This is a genomic window from Sphingobacterium zeae (assembly GCF_030818895.1).
GTDB classification, from domain to species: Bacteria; Bacteroidota; Bacteroidia; order Sphingobacteriales; family Sphingobacteriaceae; genus Sphingobacterium; species Sphingobacterium zeae.
This window is the reverse complement of record NZ_JAUTBA010000001.1, coordinates 4097659-4123779: the sequence shown is the minus strand read 5'-3', so window position 1 is coordinate 4123779 and position 26121 is coordinate 4097659. Positions and strand designations below refer to the sequence as shown.

The following is a 26121-nucleotide window of genomic DNA, read 5'->3' as shown; positions in this document are numbered from 1 at the left end:
TTTTAACCGTTTAATTTTTTCTTTTCTTGAAGTATATATTCTGCTGTCCGCATTGATAAGGCGAGTATTGTCCAGGTCAGATTTTTGTCACCTTGTTGTACAAATGGTCCCGCATCCACGACGTAGAGATTTTTACAATCGTGCGCTTGTCCCCATTTGTTCAAAACGGAGGTTTTAGGGTCATTTCCCATTCTTGTGGTACCACCTTCATGAATAATTTTTCCGGGAGCTTCCAGGCCATACAATGTATCTGCTCCTGGTATTTTAGAAGTAATTACAGCGCCCATTTCGTGCATAATAGACTGAAATGTCTCTTGCATATGTTTGGCTTGTGCTATTTCTTCATTAGCCCATTTGTAGTTGAAACGTAGCACAGGAATTCCGAATTTGTCGACTTTATCGGGGTCAATTTCACAGTAATTGTCTTTTCTTGCCAATGCCGTTCCCCGGCCTGCCATACCTACATTTGCACCATAATAGCTACGGAAATCTTCTTTTAATGCAGTACCATAACCGCCTTTGGCTTTTGACTTCCCATCCGAATTTTTTGCCAGGTCATTTACTTTCGGTACCCAATTCAAAAATCCATAAGAGGGCATATGTAAACCACCACCATATTCGATGTGGTAACCTCTTGGGAAATTCAACTTGGCATTATCTTCCCACCATGGTGAATAAATATGGACACTTCCAACGCCATCCTCATTATAACGCTTCCGGTCAAGTAGTTGTGGTAAAAAGCCCGATAAACTGGCCCCTGTAGAATCGTGGAGATATTTTCCGACTAAACCGCTGCTATTACCAACACCCCCAGGATGCGATTTTGATTTGGAATTTAACATGATCCGCGCGCTTTCACAGGCACTAGCACCCAAAATAACGGTTTTCCCTTTAACGGTATATTCTTGCAAATCCTTGGTGTTTACATAAGAAACACCAACTGCAATTCCTTCATCATTTGTAATGACTTCCCTTACCATTGCATTGTCTATCACCTTTAGGTTACCTGTTTTCATCGCTGGAATAACCAGACAAGATGAAGAAGAAAAGTCTCCATAAACTTTACATGCACGGCCACATTGGCCACAGTAGAAACAGGTACCTCGATCTTTAATATCTTTTGATACTTCCGTTAGCACGGCTCCTCTTCCGGGAATCACTGGAACTCCAGCTTTTTTGGCACCTTTTGCAATGTATAGTTCGTTTAAGCGTGGCTTAGGTGGTTTCATAAAAATCCCATCCGGTTCATTATGAAGCCCCTCCACGGTGCCATATATTCCGATCATTCGATCGACACGGTCATAAAATGGCTTAACTTCTTCATAAGTGATAGGCCATTCGTCTGTTACTCCATCCTTTGGCTTGAAATCGTCAGGTCCCATACGTAATGAAATTCGACCCCAGTGGTTGGTTCTGCCGCCCAGCATACGTGCTCTAAACCATTCAAATTCAGTTCCCGCTACCTTGCTGTAGGGTTCACCTTCGATTTGCCAGCCACCGAAGGCTGCGTCAAAATCCCCGAATGGTCTTGTGGTACCGGCTCCTCTTCTTGGAGATTCCCAAGGCCAGCGTAGTTGTAACGAATCTTTTGCTGGGTCATAAAAAGGACCTGCTTCCAGCATCAATACTTTAAGCCCCGCATGTGCAAGTATATAACCTGCCATACCACCACCTGCGCCGGAACCAACTACGATGGCGTCAAATAATTCGGGATTTTCTTTAATTTGATAATCTGACATAATTAAATGAAGTAATTAATTGAGAGGCCTGTGCGATACATCTGCCCTAAGGCTGCTATGTAAATGAGAAGGTTCAATTAATTTAATGGTTATTGTTTCATGTTTAAAATCATCGTGAATATATCGATAAAAATTCGTTTTTTTTAAATTAATTTATCGATTTAGCAGATTTTAAATAACGAATATGGGATTGTTACAAAAGATACCGTGTTTTATTAAAATTTTATAGGAAGCAGTCATTGAATACTGCGTTTATTCCGTTGCAACGAAATAAACGCAGTTGTCATTTACAGGTCTTTTAGTTTGATGACTTTGTTGATATGGATCTCCTGTAGAAAGACCGCATCATGTGAAATGACGAGTAGCGTACCTTTATAGAGCTGAATCGCTCTGGTCAGAATCCGGATATTTTGAAGATCTAAATTGTTTGTTGGTTCATCAAGGATAATTAGATCCGGCGACTGTTGCTGAATGGTGAGACAACATAATATCAGACGCATTTTTTCACCACCACTCAACAATTGGCAAGGCTTGTCCCAATCGTCTTTTCCAAATAAGAACCGATTGAGCCTAATTTTGATCTCATGTTCAGGTAGTGCGTCGCTATTGAATTGCTGGGCCTGTTCATAAATACTTAGATGCGAAGACAAAATGGAGTATGTTTGATCTAAATAGATCGCACGAAATGATTGACGTTCAATTTTTCCTTGTACAGGTGTCAATTGGCCGAGTAGAAGTCTGACCAATGTCGTTTTACCAGATCCATTCTGTCCTTGTAGTGCGATACGATCTCCACTGAATAATTGAAAGTTGATATCAACTGGCCAGAGTCCTTGTGAGTCATACTTGAAATTGACATTTTCGACTTTGACCATACTCTTTCCGGTTGGAAAAGCACTGTTTCCTAAATCTATTTTAATCTCGTCCAGTGCAGATTGTGAACCTCGGAGTTCCTGTAGATCGGATTTGATATCTCCAATTTTGTCCTGATGCACACTTTTTATTTTGGCTGTACTTTTTTCAGCATTGTTGCGCAGTGTATTCATCATAATACGCGCTACACCTGCCTTTTCCTGTTTTTTTTGAGCGCGGTTGTTTAATCTATTTTGGCGTTCGATTGTTTCTCTTTCTTTCTCCTTTGCAATTTTAATCGCCCTTTCCTTGTGGTGAATATCTTGTTGTAACGCATGGCGCTCGGTCTCTTTTTGAGTTTCGTAAAAGGCATAATTCCCCCCATACCGCTTAATACCTTTTGGGGTCATTTCGGCCATGTCATCCAATAAATTAAGCAGGGCTCTATCGTGGCTAACAATAATCACTGTGTTTTTGCTTGATTGAATCCAATCGTATAGTAGCGTTTTGCTATCCATATCCAAATGGTTGCTGGGTTCATCAAGAAGAATAAGTTCGGATCGGTGAATGTGGATTCCGGCCAATAGGACTTTTGTTTTTTGTCCACCGCTAAGGGAAGACATCTTCTGTGTCAACTGGATGTCGGGCAGATCCCATTGCGCGAAAGCTTCTTGGCATCGTTCCTCCAAGGTCCAATCATCTTGAAGTCTATTGAAATTTTCTTCAGACGCATCGCCAGCTAATATCGCGTGGAGTGCATCTAATTTTTTGGCAATGCCAAGTGCTTCGGCGACTGTGTTATCCTCAAATTGTCCCACAACTTGAGGAACATAATAGGTGCTGGTACTGACTTGTACGCTGCCACTGGAAGGCAATAGTTCTTTGGCAATCAGTCGCAATAAAGTTGATTTACCGATACCATTGTGGCCGATAAGCGCTATTTTCTCTTGCGCATTGATGTGTAGATTTATGTTCCCAAACAATAAATCTTTATTCGGATGTATATAAGAAAGTTGTTGTAATGAAAGCATGTTGAAATTCTTTAAATGTTAGAAAAGACCATTTGGACAGGTATTGTCAATGGATGGTATTTATTTCGTTCTAAAGAATTTTAATCTTACATGCAGTTTTAAGGATGTTGAGAGAAGCAAATATAGCGTTTTTATTTTGATGACGGGAAAGTTTTTGAGAAATAGTCAAATTGTTTATTTTTCTACTATTTGCTTCGGACAAATTGTACTTTTGAAAAAACGAATATTGTGAATAGAATTCTCCTGATAGACGACGAAGAGAAACTTCGGAAATTGATGGCCAAAATTATTAGCCTGGAAGGTTTTGATGTGATTGAAGCAGCTGATATTAAATCGGGGTTGAAGAAACTTGAAGTCAACGATGTAGATGTTGTTCTTTGCGATGTCAAACTGCCTGACGGTAATGGGGTAGAAACGGCCAAATTAATTAAAGAACGGTATCCAATTGTAGAGATTATCCTATTGACAGCATACGGGAATATCCCAGACGGTGTTCGGGCGATAAAAAATGGTGCTTTTGAATATATAACCAAAGGAGATGACAATAATCGCATTATACCCCTGCTTTATAAAGCCTGTGAAAAGGTTGCATTGGCAAGAAGGGTACAGCAATTAGAAAAGCGATTAGGAGACAAACTTTCTTTCGATAAGATTATTGGAAAATCTAGTGCAATAAAGGCTGCCATTGACATGGCACAAAAAGTTGCCGTTACCAATACAACGGTTCTACTAACTGGAGAAACTGGTACCGGTAAAGAGATTTTTGCACAGGCAATACATCAGGCCAGTTCCAGGAGAGACCGTAATTTTGTGGCCATTAACTGTGCCGCATTTACAAAAGATCTGCTGGAAAACGAGCTGTTTGGCCATAAATCCGGTGCTTTTACCGGAGCGACGAAAGATCAGCGCGGCTTGTTTGAAGAAGCACATTTGGGGACTATTTTTCTGGATGAGGTCGGGGAGATGGCTGTGGAACTTCAGGCCAAAATTCTCCGTGTTTTGGAAACCGGCGAGTTTTTAAAAGTTGGGGACCCCAAACCAACGAAAGTGGACGTACGTATTATAGCCGCGACCAACAGAAATCTCGAAACCGAAATTGCATCTGACCATTTCAGGAGTGATCTATTTTATAGGTTGTCTGTTTTCACGATTGAATTACCGCCGCTGCGTGAGCGGGTACAAGATATTGTGCCGCTGGCGCAATATTATGCCGATATTTTTGCTGTAAAATCCAATTTGAAACCTTTGCAGATGAGCCCTGCATTTGTGCAGGCCTTGGAACACAATGTATGGCGGGGAAATATTCGTGAACTGAAAAATGTGATTGAACGCAGTGTAATTTTAAGTGAGGACGGCGTGCTGGATATTCAGAGTCTTCCTTTTGGAGAACGTGAGTATAGAGAAGGGGCGGGGGGCTCGTCAAACTTTTCGATGACGAATATAGAAAGGCAGCATATACAGCGTGTATTGAAACATACGAATGGAAATAAAGCGGAGGCTGCTCGATTGTTAGAAATCGGTATAGCTACCTTGTATCGAAAAATTGAAGAATATAAGATCCAATGAAACTAAAAGCTAAGCTGACATTTGGGGTAGGTTTTTTATTTTTCATGATCTTGCTGCTTGCAATAGTGAGTGGGTATTACGTGTACCGGCTAAAAAAAGATACAAACAATATTTTAGTCGACAATTATAAGACGTTGCATTATTCCCGGAATATGCTGTTGGCTTTGGAAGATTTTCGTGCAAATACGAAGGGCGTTCAGCTATTTGAACATAACTTAATGCTCCAAAAGCGCAATGTGACCGAACGTGGGGAAAGGGCTGTAACTGAACGTGTAAATCATCACTTTTTGAGTTTAAAAGGAGAGACGAAAAATGCAACGGTAGTGGCCGATTTACGTAAAGATATATTCCAGTTGATGTACCTTAACATGCAGGCGATTGAATACAAAAACAATGTCGCCAATACGACAGCAGAAAAAGCTATTTTGGCGATCTCCATTGTAGGTGCGATCTGTTTTACGATTGCGTTTGTGTTGTTGGTTAACCTCCCCCTAGCTATTGCTGCTCCAATTGTACAATTAAGCGATAGTATTAAACAGATTGCTGCCGGGAACTATAAAATGAGGCTTCATTTTAAGCGAAAGGATGAATTTGGTGCGGTGGCAAAATCGTTCAACACAATGGCTCAAAAGCTCGAGGAATATACAGAAAGTAAATTAGGTAAGATTTTACAGCATAAAAAGAGAATTGAAGCACTTATCGATAATATGCATGATGCTGTTATAGGGGTGGATGAGGAAAAAAGAGTGCTGTTTGCAAATGAACCTGCTTGTTTAATTTCGGGGTTAAAACTTGCTGAATTTGAGGGGAAGAATTTGGAGGAAATTGCATCTTTTAATGATTTGATCAGCAACCTCCTCCACAAAATTAGCTCTTTGCGTCAGGAATCTGGTCATCTGGGCTTGGTTCAGGTATTTGCTTCTGGAAAAGAAAACTATTTTGAGTTAGAGGTCATTGATATCAATGTTGTTCCAACAGGAGAGGAGAGTTCTCAATTTATCGGACAATTTATTTTGTTGAAGAATGTAACCAGTTTTAAGGAGCGTGATGTAGCAAAAACAAATTTTATTGGAACGGTCTCCCATGAATTGAAAACGCCTATCGCTTCCATACGAATGGGTATCCAATTGTTGGAGAATAAGCGGGTAGGAGATTTAAATGAAGAACAAAAAGATTTGCTCGAAGGGATAGCTGATGATACAGCGCGTCTCCTGAAGATTACGGGAGAACTTTTGGATATTGCACAAGTGGAGAGCGGTACAATTCAGATGAAGCTGGCCCCAGCGTCTATCGGACCGATTATAGATTATGCACTTTTAGCCAATCGGTCGATGGTAGAGCAAAAACAAATTCGGATAGACGTGCAATTGGAAAAGGAGTTGCCAATGGTTTTTATCGATACGGAAAAAACCGCATGGGTGTTGACGAATTTATTGTCCAATGCAATTCGGTATACCGATGAGGGGGGAGTTATCGGTATTTCCGCCAAAAGAATTGGTGCAAGGGTACTTTTACTTGTTGAAGATCATGGTCAAGGTATTCCCGCGCAATATTTAACGAAAATTTTTGATCGCTATTTCCGTGTCCCTGGAAGTACAAAAGAAGGAACGGGTTTGGGGTTGAGTATAAGCAAAGAATTTATAGAAAGCATGGGGGGAGAAATTGATGTTCAAAGTGATTTTGGGATTGGAAGTACATTTTTTGTTTACCTTCCGATTCCTCTGCCTCAACCATTAGCCTACAACCCACCAACCTAAAAAAAGGAAAAGCTAAAATAATACGCTCTTCCTTTTTTTCGTCCAAAAGGGGATTGAAAGATCCTGCGACTTGCATTGCAGAGGCCGCAGGATCGGCACCCGCTAAAGTTTTATTTCATTGTCATCAATAAGTTTTGCATCGCGTGTGTTCTTTTGCACTGCGATCGCAGAGAATATACTCAAGGAGAAGGACATCGCATAGAACCCTTTTTCACTTAAAAGCAGTTCCGCGTTCCAGAGCCCTACAGTCAACAGAACGACGGCAGCAATTGTTGCAAACCAGCTCAGACCATAATATAATTCGGTAACAGCGAGCCCTTCCGCTTTATCTCTGACACTTTTTTGCACGGAAATAACAGCAAACAGGGCAAACAGTAAAATTGTAAAATAATACCCTTTTTCGTTCAATGCCATTGTTGCATTCCATAAACCTATACAATAGCCAACGGTTCCAACCAATAATGCGGTCCATGAAGCACCAATAAATGCGCCCGTTGGTTTAAATGGATTTCTTTTGTTTGAATCTCTTTCAGCTTTTTTTTCTTCAATCATGTTTTTTAGCGGTTCCATAATTTTCTTGTTTTAGTTTTAATGTGTTGTTGTTTTGTGATTCAAATATCTATAGGATCTAATTATTTTTAAACTTAATTTTATAAGAATACTGACGATATTATTTTGTTCTATATATTTATTTAATTCTAGATTTGGGCTATGACAGATACAATATCAGACTTACTATTACTGCTTAATGATAACGATAAAAAGGATTTTAAGGCCTTTTTGAAACGTAAAAACAAGCGAAATGACGTGAAAAATGTCAGGTTGCTAGAAATTATGGAAACTGACGATATAAATAGATTAAAAAAATTATATGATCCTACTAAAAATAGGAATGCTTATCATGCTTTGAGAAAGAGGCTTCATGAGAGTTTGCTGTTTTTTCTTTCAAATAAGGTTTTTGAGCGGGACAACAGCGAGGCGCATGAAGCACTGAGACTGCTTGTTGTTGGCCGTTTTCTACTGGAAAGTCAGTCGATCAAGATTGGGTTTAAATGTCTTCAGCGGGCTGAAGACAAAGCGCTTATTCTTGAACAGTTTAGTTTGTTGAACGAGATTTTACAAACTAGATTACAATATGCTTATTTGGATCCAAGTACCAATTTGGAATTGCTTGTCGATCGTTTTGCCGAAAATCAACGGAAATTACAGCAAGAAGCAAAATTTCAGATTGCTTATGCCTTGTTGCGTGCGGAATTACAGGATATTCATTTGAAGGCAAAAATAGTTGACCTCAATAAGTTGATTATGGATACGTTGAGCAAATACAGTATTTCCTTAGATGATCTTTTATCATTTAAATCACTTTATCAACTCTTGTATATTGCGAATGAGTATGCCGCAATTCATCAAAATTATGCGCTGGTGCGTTCTTTCTTAAAAACAGCAGATAATTTCCTGCGAAAGCATCGGGAGCAGGGAGTCCTTCAGCTATTTTACTATCTCCATATCTTGTATTATCTGGCTAACTTCAATTTGCGGAATGGTTTTTTTAAGGAAAGTTTGCGTGATTTGGAACGGATGGATGTCGTTTTGTCGCAAGCAAGTCCTGCTTTTCGAACACAGTTTCAACTGCGGTGCCAATTGTTGAAGGCATTGAATTTTCATTACCTTGGCGATGGCGCGCAAGGTCTTGCTCTGTTAAGGGAAGGGATCAAACAAGCGGCACCAAAGTCAAGTGAACTTGATCTCGCGGATCTGCAATTGTGTTTGGTCATGTTTTTAACCCAATTCCGCGATAAAACTGCTTTAGTTGAGCTTCAAAAATTGACTCGAACAGATGCCTGGTATGAGAAGAAAATGGGGATGTTATGGACCATACGGAAGAGTCTGCTCGAAATTCTGATCCACATCCAATTCGATCATATTGATTTGGCAACTTCGAAACTAAGGAGCTTTGTTCGCAGGTATAGAAAGTACCTGATGAGTGTCAATGAAAATAGAGTCATTGATTTTGTTAAATTGGTAGAAAAATATCTTTTAAATCCTGCAGTCATTCAAGGGAAATCCTTTCGTGCAGCAGTCGATGCTATGGTGAATCAAAAAGAAAATAAGGATTTGTTTGTTAAGGGGTTTGTTACTTGGTTGAAGGCTCTTGTTGTTTCTGGAAGCCCTTATCGGGTTTTGTTGGATTCGATCGAAGAACCTTAATCTATTTGTGTATAGAATCGCTCGAACGATTTCCAGTATTTATCTTTGTAGATGCTATAATCAATTTGAAGTTTTTCCTTATACTGTTCGATTAACTGATCAACGGTCATGGAGATTTTTCGGAATTCTTTGCAGGCTAGGTAAATTTCCCTTAGATTATCAGCGGTTTCTCGGCCAATATGAAGAAAGCCAATATCAGCTGGAAGGTTGTTCATTAATTCCCCCTCAAACTTATCCATTAAATCATAAGTTTCCTGATCTGGCATTCCATTGGTTGCCGTTCCATCATAGCTGATTTTTAGGGTAACGATCCAAGGGTGAGAGGCTTTTCCATCCCAGTCTAATAGCGTTGTGTTAATAATAGCCAAGATAGGTAGCTCGTTTTCTAATATACCTTCAAAGGCAGTATAAGTATCATCGCTGGTATTGTGTCTTAGATCGGTGTACTTTTCCACAAATTCTTTTTCTCGCCAGATCAAATAATCTTTTAATTTGATCAGCGGAATCAACTCTTCAGCTGCGAGATCTGTTGAGGTCACATTTAAATTGTCTATAGCTATAATTGAATTGAGTTCACCAATGTAATTATCAAGGAATATTTCTATTCCATGGGCAATATTAGCTTTGTTTTCTTCCGTATAATTGGGGTGAACGATAACGATATCGACTTCATCCGGCTGGTATTTATGCTGAACAGGGTAAAAAAACATATCCTTGATGTCAAAGGAGAATCCATACATCTTGATTTTGAATTTTTCCATATCCGCAATAGCTGGTTTTAGTGCCGTAAATTTCCAGCGTGGAAGTGATGGAGCAGAAGCAATCAGCTGTTCTACGAAAGCAATATTTTTAATGACCCCATCGGGAGTGACTACAAGTTCAGCTGTTTCATCATCGTACATGCCAGTCAAAAAATATAGTTCTTTACGAAGCGCATCGATCTTGGGTGAAAGCTTGCTGAAAAAATTCTGATCAATTTGTTCTCCACTTTTAACAATTTGAAAAAATATCTGTTCGTTTTTTATAAACCAGTTCCAAAAATCTTGCACATCGTCCTTTTTGTTTTCTTTTTTACCAAAAATATTATTCAAAAATCCCATAATTAATAGCTGTTCGATTGAATCTACAATGTTTGTATCTGTGTTTTAAAAGTGTTTTTATAGTCGAGAGGAGAAAATAATCCGAATGAAATGACCATGAAGCCCTCTGCTTCTAAATTTAATTATATAATTACGATCCGGCAAGGGAATTTAAGTTTAAAAATAATTGGACAAACAATTGTGATGGGAGTTTGTTAGGATTAGTATTGGAATTATAAATTAAAATTGGTCTTATGAAATTTAGCAAATTAACATTTTGTCTATTGGCAACGACAGCTGTACTTTCTTTTACGTCCTGCAAATCGGGATTGTCAGACGATAAGCTGGAGGAAAAGATAGAAAATGCGCTTACTGGCCGCAAAACGGTGGACGTCGAAGTTGAAAAAGGAAAAGTTATCTTAAGCGGTACCGTCGCTTCGGAGGAAGAAAAACAACAGGTGGAGTCGATTGCTAAAACAGCAGGAGATAAAGACGTTAAGTCTATTCAAAACAATATTATTGTTAGCGCTCCGGTGTCATCGACCCCAGCTCCAATTGAAGTATCCAATAATGACGCGGTACTGGGCGCTGCAGTAAATACGTTTATGAAGGATTTTCCGACCGTGCAGGCAAGTGTAAAGGATGGTGTAATCTCTGTTACAGGTACCTTAGAGCAACCAAAGATAATAACTTTAAAACAAGGACTGGATAACTTGAATCCCAAAAAAGTGGATCTAAGTGGTATTGTTGTCAAAAAGTAAAATAACAAAACTATGTCATTGCAAGAAAAATATAAAGTTCTTTTGGATACGGCGCAATCTTCAGGTGTAAATGACCTAAATTATGCCGAAATGGATGGTGTATTGCAGATCAGGGGTACAGCACCTACTGCGGATGTGAAAAATAAGCTATGGGAAATTTACGGAAATATAGATCCAAATTTCCAAACTGGAGATGTAGTACTCAATGTAGATGTGGCTAAAGAAGTGCCGGGAAGTCAGGTGAAGGTCATTACCGAAAACAGTAACTTGAATATTAGAAAAGGTCCTGGTACAGATCAACCTATTGTCGGCAAAGCTGCTAAAGGAGAAATCATCACTTTGATTAGTAAGGCTAATGATCAATGGTGGCTGGTCAGAACCAAAGATAATGAAGAGGGCTATTGTTATGCACAGTATTTAGAGTCCGTTTAGTTGCTGGATGTTGTGCACGCCTTGGGCGCGAACATTCCCAGACTTTGATTATAAGGAGAATTATCGGTAGATACTTCTCCTTTTTTTTTTGTCTGCATAAGCTTTTATGATATTTAATAGCGTCCATTTAGTACAATTTCACGAGAAGAATATTTTTGAGAAGTAGTCGTATTTTAATTTTTGGTGTAATAATTGTGTTACTGTTGTTGCAACAATTTTATTACATTATGTCAAAATCACGTTTCATTACCCTATTATACCTGTGTTTAACTGTTCAATTGGGAGTTTCACAAGAATATGTTCGATTAAATAAAGATATTTACCAGCTTCATTTATCAGAATATCCAAAGGATACGATCCGCGTGCTTGAAAAAGGTAAAGAAACGAAGTTGAAACCGGGTAAATATATTCTGCAAAAGAATCAATTTATGGGACTTTCCAATGCATTTATTTCAATCAATCAGGAAGGTATAGTAGAGAGTGATTTTAAGATTGAAAAAGACGGGAAGCAAGGTTTTGTTGTGGTACGGCACGGTATATTGCAGCAAATCAATGTCAAATCTGCCACGTTACCAGACTTCCAATATACAATAACGGATACTTCAAGTGTGCAGCGAAATTTTAAGAATGGGAAAATCAGTCAAGAAAAAACGGTATTCTACCAAGCTGCAAATAATGGAAAAAAAATAACAAAGGTCTTTTTTGATAATTATTATAGCGTTGAAAATGATTTTGACCATACCCGGGCTGACTATCGTTTAGACAATACCTTAATGTACAGTGCTAAATTGAATTGTGGTGGTCAGATACAGGAATCAAAGTCATTTGATGCTCATGGCCAATTACTAAAACATACCTATCGGAAAGCTAAGGTTGATTATACTGATTTATATCAGAATAATAATCTTATCGAGCGGAAGTATAACCTTGAAAACTGCTTTTACCATGAGTATTTTAAGAATTCATTGCTCGTGCAGAAGGTAGTGGAGAAAAAGGATAAAGGGAATACAGAAAAGTATGTTTATAATGGAGCGGGAAAATTGATGGATAAAAATACTGGTGGATAATTTAAAAATACATATCCAAGCAAGTGTGGATGCGAATATTTTTGAATTTAAAAAATATAGCGCTACCTTTGTCAAACAATGAAGAAAATGAGCAACATATTACGTCTTCCATCTTTCTTTAATTATTATCGCCCGATAATCGTTCGGGACCCCTATGCCTATTAAATTAAGAAATTCAATTATTATTTATAGCTAAGCCCGAACATAACGTTCGGGCTTTTTTTATTTTATATCACACTATGTTAAAAGAGTTAGCAGAAAATATCGAGATTATTTTACCGAAGGAGGGACTTGCATCGAAGTTGAAGGAGGCTGAAGAAAAGAACCGACCACTGATTATAAAACTTGGTTTTGATCCAACAGCTCCGGATCTTCATTTAGGGCACGCTGTTGTGTTAAAGAAACTACGGCAGTTTCAGGAACTGGGGCACGAAATCGTGATCCTCGTTGGTAGTTTTACAGCCCGTATAGGCGATCCTACAGGAAAAAATAAAGCCCGTAAGCCTTTGTGCCAGGATGCGATCGCTCACAATGCGGCAACCTACATTGCACAACTGTCTAAAATTATTGATGTTTCAAAAGCGAAAATTGTTTTTAATGGAGACTGGTTGGATCAATTAAATTTTGCAGATGTTATCCAGCTGGTATCGAAAGTCACTGTTGCACAGTTGATGCAACGACATGATTTTAATAAGCGTTTTAACGAAAACCAATCAATAGCCATGCATGAATTGCTTTACCCGATATTGCAGGGCTTTGACTCCGTACATGTCAATAGCGATATCGAAATGGGGGGAACGGACCAGCTATTCAATTGCGCGATGGGCCGGCAGCTGCAGGAATCATTTGGACAGGATCCGCAAATCGTGCTGTGTATGCCGTTATTGCGCGGGCTGGATGGAAAAGAAAAAATGAGTAAATCATTAAACAACACGATTGGTCTTTTGGATGAACCGAATGACATGTTTGGTAAAACCATGTCCATTCCTGATCATTTAATTCCGGAATATATTGACTTGACTACTGATTTCAATCAGGAAACCAAACTTAGCATGAAAACCCGTATTGAAATGGGGGAAAATCCAATGGAAATTAAGAAACTTATTGCACAGAATCTTGTCGCTCAGTACCATGGCGATGAGTTGGCTTTGACTGCAGCTGATTTTTTTGTCAAGCAATTTCAAAGCAAGAAATTTGAGGAAAAAGCTTTTGAGGAGATATCGGTTCAACTATTGCGCGACCAGTTTGGTGAACAGGTTAAGCTGGTCGATCTATGTCATTTCCTAAAGGGGGGAACAAAGTCAGCTATGCGAAGATTGATTATAGGCGGTGCGGTTCAGATTGATACGATAAAACAGCTGAATGCAGAGCTAATGGTTGACTTGAACCTGTGTTTTAAAATTAAATTAGGTAAAAGAACTTATTTTAAAGTTGTTTAGTAAGGTTTGTGAAGGTATACTTTTGTAATATTTCGCGAAAAGCAAGAAAATGACATAGTGGTTCTTTCTTGAACCACAAATAATTTCTACCTTCATATAGAAGTCTCAAACTTTATTTTCATACCAATTATAGATGGAAACATACAATAACATTGTTTTAGAGCGGTTGCCCAAACATTTGAAACGCTATGTGGTAGCTCAGCGCTATGAACGTTATACCGCGCTGGATCAGGCTTTGTGGCGTTATGTCATGCGTCAGAATTATTCTTTTTTGAAAGATGTAGCACATTACCCTTATATCCCTGGATTGAAGAAAGCAGGTTTATCAATTGCGACCATACCAAACCTGCAGGATATGAACGATAGTCTAAAATTGATTGGCTGGGGTGCTGTGACAGTGGATGGTTTTATTCCGCCAGCTGCTTTTATGGAATTTCAGGCGCATCGCGTACTGGTTATTGCAGCAGACATTCGTCAATTGGAACATATCGAATATACACCAGCGCCGGATATTATCCACTAATCTTCTGGCCATGCGCCTATAATAGGTGAACCAGATTATGCTGCATACTTGCAATATTTTGGAGAGGTCGGGACAAAAGCACTGTCTTCGGGAAAAGATTTTGAACTCTATGAAGCTATTCGTTACCTATCTATTTTGAAAGAAAATGGAACAACAACGGCGGTTGAGTTGGCTGCTGCAGAAAAGAATTTGAAGACCGTTCAGGATAATATGGGCGAGCCCTCGGAGATGGCATTGTTGAGTAGGTTGCATTGGTGGACAGTAGAATACGGACTTATTGGTGATTTGCATACACCCAAAATTTACGGAGCTGGTTTACTGTCTTCCATTGGAGAAAGCGCGAGCTGCATGCAAGAAGATGTGCCTAAGTTGCCGTATGGTTTAAATGCGATCGAATATGCGTATGATATTACCAAACCACAGCCGCAGCTATTTGTTACACCAGATTTTGCACATCTAAAAATTGTGTTGGATAAATTTGCTGATACCATGGCATTTCGGGTAGGAGGGAAACAGAGCATTGACAAAGCCATTGATTGCCGAGCTGTGTGCACGGTGCAGTATAGTTCTGGCCTGCAAGTATCGGGAGTCTTTAAATTAGCCAACGCGGATCAAAATCTTTCCTATATCCAGACACAGGGACCTACAGCTTTGGCATTCGCTGGTAAACAGCTCGAAGGACACGGTATAGATTATCATAGCGAAGGATTTGGCTCTCCAGTAGGAAGTTTGAGAGGTGCAGATCATGATCTAGAAGATTTTGATGCAGCAACATTGATCCAATATGGTATAGTTGAAGGCCAGCAATGTCTGTTAAACTTTGATTCGGGGATTATCGTCGCAGGAACTGTTCAACGGATTGTCCGGCAATTCGACAAGATTGTTTTGATTTTATTTACGGCATGTGAAGTATACCGTAACGATAGGAAAGAGGTGTATTTTAAACCCGAATGGGGGATATATGATATGGCTGTAGGGGCTGAAATTGTCTCTGTTTTTGCCGGTGCTGCCGATAAAAATGCCTATGAAGCCCTGGAGGAACATCAGGATCAGGATTCATCTTCCAGGGCTACCGAAAGCGAAGATGTAAAGCTCGTGAATATCCATGCTGCGATACGCAACTTGCGGGACAAAGGGTTTGATCAAAAAGCTTGGCTTGATATCTTCAATCTCCTGGGATCGGAAAATGGGGATCATTGGTTAGGTTTGGTTGAGTTATTTGAAATCGCCTGGGCGAATGATTTAGGGGAGTTAAATCATCTGGCAGAAAAGAGACTTTTGGAATTTGTTACGCTATATCCACATTTGAAAAAACTGATTAATGATGGGCTGCGTGTTGCAAAGGAGGAAGCTCTTTTAAATAATCAATGAAAAATAGTTCTTCCAAAGGTCTAAAATCAATCTTTGGAGCAATATAATAGGCTCCAAAAAATAGGACTATCCACAAGTTTGAAAGTCCTATTTTTTTGTGCTTACTTATACTATCACATTAATAAAATTTGCCAGGCTTTATCAAGCTGACCTGCATCCAATAGCTGTGCAGCATATTCGTGAACTTTCTGGCTGAATTTCGATGGGCTGTCTTCAAAGTTTAGTTTGAGGTAGTTTAAGTACTTATCCGCTGGCTGTATATCTTTTAATGTGGGGAGTGTTTCGACATTGGCCAACAATCCAAGGTGATTTCCGGTCAGTACAGTAGAAAATCTAATTTTTTCCGGAAGTTGATCTATGCCAATTCCCAGACTACGGAGGGGCTTCGGTACAATAAATAGGTTTTCATCAGTGACGCGGCAGTACCAGTCACCACCCAGCCTTGCCACAAGGTCCAAATCTTTTTGTTGGATGGTATTATCTTTGCCCAATAGGTGTTTGTGGATATGCATATAGAGGATCTCCGCAATAACAAGATTACCAGCCCCCGGTTCATCGCTTAAAGCGACGATTTCTCTAACCCGGCATTCCAGCTGGACTGGAGATTCGGCTACCCGTGGTGGCGCAACATGAATAGAAGAGACAGCAGTAAAACCCGACTTATCGAATTCATTTATTTCCTTCCCATATTCGGTGCTGGCAAGAGATTGCTGCTGCACCATATCGTAGTTGACAATATTGATGACGACTTCCTTAACTTCCCGTACATTATCCAGCGTATGTTTGGTACTGCCATCACGCATCCGCCGCAGCGGCGAGAAAACACAGATAGGCGGCTGATGCGACATTAGGTTGAAATAACTAAAAGGACTTAAGTTGACTTGTCCATTGCAATCTATCGTGCTTGCAAAACAAATTGGACGCGGTGCAATAGCATATTTAATTAAATTATCGATGATAGCTTTGTCCGTTACAGACTCAAAGGTTATGGTTTCGAAAGATGACTTCATATTCGCTAGATTTATGGATGGTTTAAAGCAATAGAATTGGAAAGTTTTCCGAGTGCGGTGATCTCCAATTCAATCTCATCGCCAAGTTTAAGCCATTGATCTTCGTGGTTAGGATTCGCTATGCGTGCAGTGCCATTGAGTTCGAGAAAGCAACCTGTTCCAACAGTACCTGAACCGATCACATCACCGGGGAAGATCTGTACACCATAAGAAACCCGCTCAATAATTTCTGCAAAAGTCCAGTGCATGCTCGCAAAATTACCCGCTGAAACCTGTCTGCCGTTTACTTTACACGTCATATTGAGATCATAACAATTGCCAATATGCCCTTCGGCTGGTTGAATTTTATAAGGCTCCAATTCATCTTTTGTAACTAACCAAGGTCCAATTGCGGTTGCAAAATCTTTGCCTTTGGCGGGTCCTAAACTCAATTTCATCTCTTCCATCTGCAGTTTTCTTGCACTAAAATCATTCATGATCATGAATCCGGCAATATACTCATCTGCCTTGGCCGCAGGAATGTTGATTCCCGGCTTATTGATGACGATAGCGATCTCAAGTTCGAAGTCAAGTTGATCTAAATGTAAGGGCATGCAGTGAATAGGCCCCGGACCTTGTATTGCCTGATGATTTGAAAAATAGAAAACAGGAAATTTATCAAATTCGGGGATCATTTCGAGTCCGCGGTTTCTTCTTGATGTTTCCACATGCTGACGAAATGCGTAGGCATCACGAAAAGAGGCTGGATGAGGTACCGGAGCGATAAGCTGTGTGTCCTGTAACGGATGATAAGGTCTTTCGATCGTTCCCCGGGCTAGAGCGCGCTCAAATTCCTGGAGCTTACCCATGGCTTTTTCTCCACCTTTTAGAAAATCAGACATAGTTTTGGGAAGGGTTTGATCGATTGCTGAGCAAGGATAAAATCGGTCGTTTATGACAATCCCCAATTCCTCCTGACCCCCCCTAATGCTGGTGACAATTCTCATATATAGCGTGTTCTATTTGGTTATTCAATGTTGATAGCATTTGACACAAATATATTGTATAAGATTTGAAAAAAATATTTCTTCTCTTGAAAATAGAAAAATAATCTTACCTTTATTAAAGCATTATAAACTATAAAAAATGATCAATCGTGGCGTACATCGCTTTGCGTTCTCCATGCCCTATATTGCTTTTAATAGAGCAATTCTAGCTGATATCGTTTTTGCACAATACTAACCTTCTCTCATGCACTTGCCAATAGTTCTATTGGTACTTTGATATTCAATTAATTTTATAACCGTTTAAATCGTAGAATTATGCCATTTTATGTAAAACAAGGGCAAATTCCAATGCAGCGACATACTGTTTTTAGAAAGCCCGATAATACGCTTTATGCTGAGGAACTCGTATCCACCCATGGATTTTCCAGTCTTTATTCTTTGGTGTATCATTGCCACCCGCCTACATTGGTCAAGCAGATCAGGGAGCCTTACGATATATCGCCGAAGATTGCACGGGATAAACATCTTAAGCATACCAGCTTAAAAGGGTTTCAGGTTCAGGCCAAAGAAGATTATCTCGAAAGCCGAACGCCCGTGCTGGTTAATCAGGACCTGCACATATCCTTGGCAGCTCCTCGTCGGTCCATGGATGACTATTTCTATAAAAATAGTCAGGCAGATGAGATTGTTTTTATTCATCAGGGGAGCGGAAGATTAAAAACTGGATATGGAAATATCCCATTTAGATATGGTGATTATTTAGTTATTCCCCGGGGAACGATTTATCAAATGGAATTTGAGCAGAAAGATAACCGGTTGTTTATCGTTGAATCGTTTTCTCCCGTGCGTACACCAAAACGGTATCGCAATGAATTTGGTCAATTGATGGAGCACGCTCCCTTTTTTGAACGCGATATTCGGGTACCTCAAAATTTGGAAACCTTTGATGAATTGGGTGATTTCGAAGTGAAAATCAAGAAACAGGGGATGATTTATCCATATGTCTACGGAAGTCATCCGTTTGATTTTATTGGCTGGGACGGCTATCATTTTCCCTGGGCCTTTTCGATCCATGATTTTATGCCAATAACGGGTAAACTACATCAGCCGCCACCTGTCCACCAGACCTTTGAGACTGACAACTTTGTACTGTGTAGCTTTTGTCCACGGCTGTATGATTATCATCCCGATTCGATTCCTGCACCGTATAATCACAGCAATGTAGATTCGGATGAAGTCCTGTACTACGTCGATGGCGATTTTATGAGCAGAAAGTCGGTTGAAAGAGGACAGATTACCCTGCATCCCGGCGGTATACCTCATGGGCCTCATCCAGGGACAGTGGAAAAAAGCATCGGACAGGTTAAAACCGAAGAGCTGGCTGTGATGATCGATCCTTTTCGACCATTGATGCTGACAGAAGAAGCGCTCAATATAGAAGATCCAGATTATTATAAGTCTTGGATGAGTTAGATTAATAAAAGAAGAGTAACCTTTATATAAATTATGGCAAATACATTTGCAGAAAAGATTGCCCAAGCGCAAGATTTTCTACCTATCAATGGGACCGATTATATTGAATTTTATGTTGGTAATGCGAAGCAAGCGGCGCATTACTACAAGACAGCGTTTGGCTTCCAGTCGGATGCTTATGCCGGACCTGAAACAGGAGTTCGAGATCGGGTATCCTATGTGCTCAAACAGAATAAAATACGTTTGGTGCTTACCACGGCGCTGAAATCTGATCATCCCGTCGCAGAACATGTAAAGAAACATGGTGATGGTGTTAAAATATTAGCGCTCTGGGTTGATGATGCCCGAAAATCGTTTGAAGAAACAACAAAAAGAGGAGCAAAGGTATATCAGGAACCACAGTTTCTGAAGGATGAAAACGGGGAAGTCTGGACTGCCGGTATCTATACTTACGGCGAAACAGTCCATCTATTTGTCGAACGGCGGAATTATTCCGGTCCATTTATGCCGGGATATGAAAAATGGGAAAGTGATTACAATCCAAGCGAAACAGGTTTGCTTTATGTCGACCATTGTGTTGGTAATGTCGGCTGGAATAAGATGAACGAAACAGTGAAATGGTACCATGATGTCATGGGTTTTGTTAACATCCTGTCATTCGATGACAAGCAGATCAATACCGAGTATTCCGCGCTAATGAGTAAAGTGATGAGCAATGGAAATGGCTATGTCAAGTTCCCGATTAACGAGCCTGCGGAAGGAAAAAAGAAGTCGCAGATTGAAGAATACCTTGAGTTTTATGAGGGAGAAGGTGTACAGCATGCGGCGTTGGCAACGAAAGATATTGTTGCTACGGTGAAAGCACTTAAAGCAAGAGGAGTAGAGTTTTTGGGTGCTCCGCCCGAAGCATATTATGACATGTTGCCCAAGCGAGTTGGAAAAATTGATGAAGAAATACGGATCATTCAAGAACTCGGAATTCTGGTAGATCGTGACGAAGAGGGGTATTTGCTGCAGATTTTTACAAAGCCTGTAGAGGATAGACCAACTTTATTTTATGAGATCATCCAGCGAAAAGGGGCACAAAGCTTTGGGGCAGGAAATTTTAAGGCCCTTTTTGAAGCGATAGAACGTGAACAGGAACGCCGAGGAAATTTATAGTAGTATGGAAGGGATGAAAGAGTTATTACGGGCGTTTGAGCATAAAAGCCCGGAAATTGTTTTCGAATGGAAGGATAGCGAAACGGATGCAAGAGGGTGGATTGTGATCAATTCTTTGCGTGGGGGGGCTGCTGGTGGTGGAACAAGGATGCGGTCTGGATTGGATAGGCATGAGGTAGAATCTTTGGCAAAAACAATGGAGGTCAAGTTTACGGTATCGGGACCCGCAATTGGGGGCGCAAAATCTGGGATTGATTTCGATCCGCATGACCCCAGGAAAAATGAAGTGTTAGAACGTTGGTTTAAGGTTGTCACACCGCTGCTAAAAAACTATTATGGGACGGGCGGAGATTTGAATATAGACGAAATTCATGATGTTATTCCACTGACGGAAGAATATGGCCTGTGGCACCCCCAAGAAGGAATTTTGAATGGACACTTTAAGGTGAATGAAAGCAATCGCATTCATCAAATTGGACAATTGCGATATGGTGTTTCCAAAGTATTGGAGGATAGTTCCTACAGTCCAGATCTGAAACGAAAGTACAAAGTGGCAGATATGATCACTGGTTACGGCGTGTCAGAGTCAATTCGCCACTACTACAAGCTCTTTGGATCGCATTGTGCTGGAAAACGTGCGGTGATTCAGGGTTGGGGAAATGTAGCTGCTGCAGCAGCATTTTATCTGTCTAAACTAGGGGTTAAAATCGTCGGAATAATCGATCGTGCTGGTGGGCTGATCAATTCGGAAGGATTTAATGAATACGATATTACACGTTTATTTCTGGAGCGAAAAGGCAATGAACTCTACTCACCGGATATCATTCCTTTTGATCAGATACAGAAAGAAATATGGAACTTAAAAACCGATATTTTTGTGCCGGCAGCGGCGTCCCGGTTAGTTTCAAAAGATCAGATCCAACATCTGATCAGTCATGGGCTTGAGCTAATTGCTTCCGGTGCAAACGTCCCATTTGCAGATCAGGAAATATTTTATGGGCCTGTCATGGAATTTGCAGACCAGCATGTAGCAGTTATTCCAGACTTCATTGCCAATTGTGGCATGGCGAGAGTGTTTGCCTATTTAATGCAACGCAATATCGAAATTAGTGATGATGCAATTTTTTCGGATGTCTCTAAAGTGATTTTTGAAGCGCTCAAAAAAATCAATGCAGTTTCTCCGCAAAATACTCATATTTCGTCAAGAGCCTACGAAATTGCTCTGAAGCAATTGGTGGAAACGGTCAACTGAATACAATCCGATGGTTTTCTATACTATTTAGTGTACGACTATCAAAAAAAACACTTGAAGCGGGGAACTTCAAGTGTTTCTAACTAACCAATTATTAACCTAAATTTATGAATGCTTAAAACAATACAAAGGCTGTGCCAAAAAGGGATTTTCTTTATGTGATGATATTCGCAGTTCAAAATGTGACATATTGAAAATAAATTAAGAAACCTGACTGCCTCGATATGTGCTGTCTTTTGTCATTTTTAATAAACGGATAAAATAGAAACTCCTGAAGCTGGGAGCAACAGGAGTTTTCCTAACCAATTATTAACCTAAATTTATGAAAAGTACTTATATAACGTAGTATCTTCAAAAAATGTTTCCATTTCATATCAGTTATTTCAAATTTTAACATTTTTTAATAATTGAGAGGGGAATTCAAAAAACAATCACACTTTCTATGAGATCTCTTTCTACAAATAAAAAACCTGTTAGCGGGGATACTAACAGGTTTTTTATAAACTAACTAAATTATTAACCTAACTTTATGAAACTACTATCTTTTATTCAACAAAGATGCCAACACTTTGTATCGAACCCACTGTTTAACGATTTTTAACATGCACTTTTTTGAGAAGTGAAAAAGTTTCTGATTATAGCGATAATCCATTTTATTTTCAAACTTTTTTTTGGCCATAGCTGTTAATTTTACACAGGGGGCTATCAATCAATATGGCCTTGCTTTCATAAACTATAAAAAAAGTCTATGTCACTAACATACCGTTATCAATTTGAAAATAATGAAAGTCCATTTTGGGCTTTTGCAATACATGATGGTCATCACGTCGACGATAATATCCTAGTCAATTTTAATATTTCCGAAGAGGAACGATTACGGGAGGAGGATCCTTATACAGCCATTTTGGCGGAACTACCTTTCAATAGGTTTGTGTCTGGGACGTCTAGATTTCAATTGGATTTGAACCGAAAGCGAGAAGATGCTGTCTATCTTACACCTGAGCAATCTTGGGGCTTGCGTGTATGGAAAGAAGCATTGCCGCAGCTGCAGATCAATGAGTTATATGCGATTTATGACCGTGTATATGCAGACGTATGTGAGCAAATCCAATATACTATTGATCGTTATGGTTATTTTGTCATCTATGATATCCATAGCTACAACATGCGTCGCGAGGGACCTGACGCAATTGTGAACAGTGCTGCCGATCCACAAATCAATTTAGGGACGCAGCATAATCACCAAAAATGGAGACAATTGACTGACCAATTATTAAAAGTTTTACAGAGTGGAAAAGATGGACTAGTGTATGATGTGCGTGAGAATGTGAAGTTTAAAGGTGGTTTTCTTTCTGCGTATTTGAATAGTAAGTTTGGAGATAAAGGATGTATTTTTTCGATCGAATTTAGGAAGGATTTTATGGATGAATGGACTGGGGAAGTTTTTCCACAAAAACTACAGGAGTATAAGCAACTTCTCTTGCAAAGTATAGAGACATTGGAAAATTATTTTGCCTATGAAAGATAATGTGAAACAACTCGCTGGCATCTTAAAAATGATCAAAAATAAGGAAGTTTTTCATGTGCAGATTCCGTCAAAAAATAAATTGGTGTTCAATCAAGTTGTTCCTTATCTATTTTTATACCAACAGTTTTTGAGCCCAGATCCCATGCTTGCAGAGTTGGTGAAGTCAGAGCCGGCTTATTTTAAAGTAAGAGATCCACAGATGAACGTTTCCGAATGGATTGCCCCAATACTAAATAAACTGGTAGAGGAGTTTGGTGCTTGTCTGATCATCGAAGCCTGGGCATCAGATCCGGCGCAGGAAGAAGATATTCTAATCCATATTGCCCGTAAAAACGTGCAGTCTATTGCTCAATATTTAGGAAGGCAACTGACCACTGAAGAGTCAATTTCCAAAGTAGAAATACTTACGGATTCAAAAACGAATGCAACGCAGAGTCTTTCGCCGTCAAGTATACAATTGGATAATCTGAATACAAATATATTTTACATCGGGCTTGAGGTAAAACCTAAGTATCTATTAGGCATAGATCAACAAATTTTACCAATCGATCTTCGCCATTTCCGTGAAGCTATATCTAGAAGCTTGTCCAAAACATTTTTTGAATTCATCCGTATACACACATTATCGAAACCTACTGCATTTAAAATAAGCCAGCCCAAAAAAATGCTTCCTTTAGCATGGGAAATTGATCAGAAATTGGCTCGAGAAAGCCAAAGGTTTGATTTTCTGCTGTTGATTACTCCTACAAATTCTTACGATGCCTGGCAACAATTTAAGAAAGGTAATTATCGAAAAACACCAGTGTTTCATTATAGACCTATGCCTATCGATCCAGATATTATCAAAAGGAATCTTTATAATTTGCATATAGAAGATTTATTTGATCCCTCCATGGCCTATTTATTTCGTGATAAACGAAAAGAGCTAGACCAAATGATGACAATGCTGAGTGAACGTGGAAAAGAAGGGTTTTTGCTAGGAAGTATGCAGGTTTTTGGTACAGTTAATGAAAAATTATTGGAAAAAGCACAAGCGATCCTAACGATCACCACAACTAATCGAGAAGTGAGGACAAAAGAGGAAGACATTGTTTATGCCGAGGAATTCGCCAAACTGGCCCAGGAGGAATTGGATTATTTGAACAGCCAAGATCCAAACTTTGGAACTACAGTAAGACTTCGCGATGACATCTACGGCGTGATGGTTAATCAAGGCGTGCTCAATATAAGTAAACAATATAGTTTACCACGCAATAGGGTAAAGGCACTCATACAGCATGAAGTTGGCACACATATCGTCACTTACTATAATGGAAAACAACAACCTTTCAGCCTTTTTAGATTAGGAGTTCCTGGTTATGAAAAACTTCAGGAAGGTCTCGCTGTACTCGCCGAATATTTAGTCGGAGGGCTGACTAATAATAGATTACGTATCCTGGCGGGAAGAGTTATTGCTGTCCATCATATGCAGCAAGGCAACTCATTTATTGACACATTCTCGCTTTTAGTAGACAAGTATCAATTTTTGCACGAAACTGCTTTCCAGATGACAATGCGAGTCTATAGAAGTGGTGGGCTTACAAAAGATGCATTGTACTTGAGTGGCTTAATAGAATTGACCAATTATATCAAAAGCGGAAGGGAAGTTGCACTTTTAACTATGGGCAAAATCCGTGAAGATTATATACCAATTGTTGAAGAACTCACTTTAAAAGGGGTCTTGAAGTCTCCAATTTTAACCCCAAGATACTTAACGGCTCCGTATAAGGATGCTTTGTTAAATCTTAAAAAACATAATGGAATATTCCAAATGATTCAATAATCGAATTTTGTATATGAAGATAGCATTCGTGATCAACCAAACCCACAAAGAAACTGCGCGTTTTACGACCACTCTTTTGGCATTGAAGGCCCATCAAATGGGACATGAAGTTTATTATATTGGCTTGGCCGATTTTTACTATGAGTCGGCATACATTGCTGCCCATGTGCGAAAAGTAATGCCTAACCAGATGCTGACATCTGCTGACCGTTTCATGGAGGTATTGCGAGAAACAGAAAAAACTAAAATGTCGTTGGAGGAGATGGACGTAGTTTGGCAACGATTTGATCCAGTATTGGATATGGTAAGCAGACCTTGGGCGGCAGCTTCAGCACTGCAATTTGCATCTTTCCTAAAAGCGAAAGGAGTATTGGTCATTAACGATCCAGATAGTCTTGGTAGAGCCAGTAATAAGTTGTATTTAGAAGAGTTTGATGAATCTATTCGACCTAAAACCATTGTAACACGAAATTATGCGGATGTGGTACGATTTTTTGAACAACAGAACAGGCTAATAATTTTGAAACCTTTAAAAGGTTCGGGTGGCAAAAATGTGTTTTTGATCAATAAAGACAATCAGCAAAATCTTAAACAGACCGTAGAGGCTATAGCGCGAGATGGTTATGTAATAGGTCAAGAATACCTTCCGGAAGCTGCACATGGTGACATAAGGTTCTTTTTGCTAAATGGAGAGCCTATTTTAATCAATGGTAAATTTGCTGCTGTCCATCGAGTACAACAGGGCGATGAGATCCGTAGTAATGTACATCAAGGAGCAACGACGCAAAGTGCCGTTATTTCAGCGGAACTATTGGGGATGGTTGAAAAAATAAAAGACAAATTGATCCGGGATGGAATGTATTTTGTTGGTCTGGATGTGGTAGGTAACCGTATTATGGAAATTAATGTATTTAGTCCAGGTGCTTTATGTCAGGCGGAAGAAATTTTAAAGGAGGATTTTTCAGGGTTTATTATTAATAAACTAAAGGAAAAGGTTGCAATCAATAAAAAAGTATCACTTAAATAAATTGGTTGTATGAACAGTCTAAGGGAGTATTGTTAGA

At 39.5% G+C, this 26121-nt stretch carries 20 protein-coding genes and 1 pseudogene; 15 read left to right on the top strand and 6 right to left on the bottom strand.

What is annotated here, in order from left to right:
* Positions 1 to 2: 2 nt before the first annotated feature.
* Positions 3 to 1739, bottom strand: a complete 1737-nt coding sequence (locus QE382_RS17330) for a GMC family oxidoreductase (RefSeq protein WP_307187029.1) — start codon at positions 1737 to 1739, stop codon at positions 3 to 5.
* Between the two features lie 287 nt (positions 1740 to 2026).
* Positions 2027 to 3622 (bottom strand): ABC-F family ATP-binding cassette domain-containing protein, encoded by a 1596-nt coding sequence (locus QE382_RS17325; RefSeq protein ID WP_307187028.1) that lies wholly within the window; start codon positions 3620 to 3622, stop codon positions 2027 to 2029.
* Between the two features lie 228 nt (positions 3623 to 3850).
* Between QE382_RS17325 and QE382_RS17320 the strand changes: the two genes are divergently transcribed.
* Together QE382_RS17320 and QE382_RS17315 are read left to right on the top strand one after the other, a co-directional pair.
* Entirely contained in the window at positions 3851 to 5188 is a 1338-nt protein-coding gene (locus QE382_RS17320) for a sigma-54-dependent transcriptional regulator (protein WP_370877881.1), read from the top strand.
* On the top strand, positions 5185 to 6945 hold the full coding sequence (locus tag QE382_RS17315; RefSeq protein WP_307187027.1) for a sensor histidine kinase: 1761 nt from the start codon (positions 5185 to 5187) through the stop codon (positions 6943 to 6945). The genes QE382_RS17320 and QE382_RS17315 overlap by 4 nt, the downstream gene beginning before the upstream one ends.
* A gap of 102 nt (positions 6946 to 7047) precedes the next feature.
* Here QE382_RS17315 and yiaA read toward each other — a convergent pair whose 3' ends face one another.
* Positions 7048 to 7515: an inner membrane protein YiaA gene (gene yiaA / locus QE382_RS17310; RefSeq protein WP_293904052.1), complete on the bottom strand. Its 468-nt coding sequence runs from the start codon at positions 7513 to 7515 to the stop codon at positions 7048 to 7050.
* Positions 7516 to 7656: 141 nt separating this feature from the next.
* Between yiaA and QE382_RS17305 the strand changes: the two genes are divergently transcribed.
* On the top strand, positions 7657 to 9153 hold the full coding sequence (locus QE382_RS17305; RefSeq protein ID WP_307187026.1) for a hypothetical protein: 1497 nt from the start codon (positions 7657 to 7659) through the stop codon (positions 9151 to 9153).
* On the opposite strand, the gene QE382_RS17300 is transcribed toward QE382_RS17305, so the two are convergent.
* Positions 9150 to 10253 (bottom strand): DUF695 domain-containing protein, encoded by a 1104-nt coding sequence (locus QE382_RS17300; protein ID WP_307187025.1) that lies wholly within the window; start codon positions 10251 to 10253, stop codon positions 9150 to 9152. The two genes, QE382_RS17305 and QE382_RS17300, sit on opposite strands and share 4 nt — an antisense overlap.
* Positions 10254 to 10486: 233 nt before the next feature.
* Between QE382_RS17300 and QE382_RS17295 the strand changes: the two genes are divergently transcribed.
* The 6 genes and pseudogenes from QE382_RS17295 to QE382_RS17270 form a co-directional block, all read left to right on the top strand.
* Positions 10487 to 10993, top strand: a complete 507-nt coding sequence (locus tag QE382_RS17295; protein WP_307187024.1) for a BON domain-containing protein — start codon at positions 10487 to 10489, stop codon at positions 10991 to 10993.
* 12 nt (positions 10994 to 11005) lie between these two features.
* The gene (locus tag QE382_RS17290; protein ID WP_307187023.1) at positions 11006 to 11425 is read left to right on the top strand and encodes an SH3 domain-containing protein; all 420 of its coding nucleotides are present in this window, start codon (positions 11006 to 11008) and stop codon (positions 11423 to 11425) included.
* A gap of 227 nt (positions 11426 to 11652) precedes the next feature.
* A complete protein-coding gene (locus QE382_RS17285) occupies positions 11653 to 12492 on the top strand; it encodes a hypothetical protein (protein ID WP_307187022.1) in 840 nt (279 codons plus the stop codon).
* Positions 12493 to 12731: 239 nt separating this feature from the next.
* Entirely contained in the window at positions 12732 to 13931 is a 1200-nt protein-coding gene (tyrS, locus tag QE382_RS17280) for a tyrosine--tRNA ligase (RefSeq protein WP_307187021.1), read from the top strand.
* 133 nt (positions 13932 to 14064) lie between these two features.
* Positions 14065 to 14454, top strand: coding sequence for a hypothetical protein (locus tag QE382_RS17275; RefSeq protein ID WP_307187020.1), 390 nt, complete (start codon positions 14065 to 14067; stop codon positions 14452 to 14454).
* 12 nt (positions 14455 to 14466) lie between these two features.
* Positions 14467 to 15825: pseudogene (locus QE382_RS17270) on the top strand (aromatic amino acid hydroxylase); the annotation flags it as partial.
* A 113-nt stretch (positions 15826 to 15938) separates the two neighbouring features.
* On the opposite strand, the gene QE382_RS17265 reads toward QE382_RS17270, so the two are convergent.
* Positions 15939 to 16835, bottom strand: coding sequence for a flavin reductase family protein (locus tag QE382_RS17265; protein ID WP_307187019.1), 897 nt, complete (start codon positions 16833 to 16835; stop codon positions 15939 to 15941).
* 11 nt (positions 16836 to 16846) lie between these two features.
* Positions 16847 to 17821 carry a fumarylacetoacetate hydrolase family protein gene (locus QE382_RS17260; RefSeq protein WP_307187018.1) on the bottom strand — a complete coding sequence of 325 codons (975 nt, stop codon included), beginning with the start codon at positions 17819 to 17821 and terminating at the stop codon, positions 16847 to 16849.
* 315 nt (positions 17822 to 18136) lie between these two features.
* On the opposite strand from QE382_RS17260, the gene QE382_RS17255 reads away from it, so the two are divergent.
* From QE382_RS17255 to QE382_RS17230, 6 genes are all read left to right on the top strand, one after another.
* Entirely contained in the window at positions 18137 to 19294 is a 1158-nt protein-coding gene (locus QE382_RS17255) for a homogentisate 1,2-dioxygenase (protein WP_307187017.1), read from the top strand.
* 33 nt (positions 19295 to 19327) lie between these two features.
* On the top strand, positions 19328 to 20455 hold the full coding sequence (gene hppD / locus QE382_RS17250) for a 4-hydroxyphenylpyruvate dioxygenase (RefSeq protein ID WP_307187016.1): 1128 nt from the start codon (positions 19328 to 19330) through the stop codon (positions 20453 to 20455).
* Positions 20427 to 21707: a Glu/Leu/Phe/Val dehydrogenase dimerization domain-containing protein gene (locus tag QE382_RS17245; protein ID WP_307187015.1), complete on the top strand. Its 1281-nt coding sequence runs from the start codon at positions 20427 to 20429 to the stop codon at positions 21705 to 21707. The genes hppD and QE382_RS17245 overlap by 29 nt, the downstream gene beginning before the upstream one ends.
* A gap of 748 nt (positions 21708 to 22455) precedes the next feature.
* Positions 22456 to 23235, top strand: coding sequence for an N-formylglutamate amidohydrolase (locus tag QE382_RS17240; RefSeq protein WP_307187014.1), 780 nt, complete (start codon positions 22456 to 22458; stop codon positions 23233 to 23235).
* Entirely contained in the window at positions 23225 to 25057 is a 1833-nt protein-coding gene (locus tag QE382_RS17235; RefSeq protein WP_307187013.1) for a peptidase MATCAP family protein, read from the top strand. Before QE382_RS17240 ends, QE382_RS17235 begins: the two co-directional genes overlap by 11 nt.
* A gap of 13 nt (positions 25058 to 25070) precedes the next feature.
* Entirely contained in the window at positions 25071 to 26084 is a 1014-nt protein-coding gene (locus QE382_RS17230) for an ATP-grasp domain-containing protein (RefSeq protein WP_307187012.1), read from the top strand.
* The last annotated feature ends 37 nt before the right edge of the window (positions 26085 to 26121 follow it).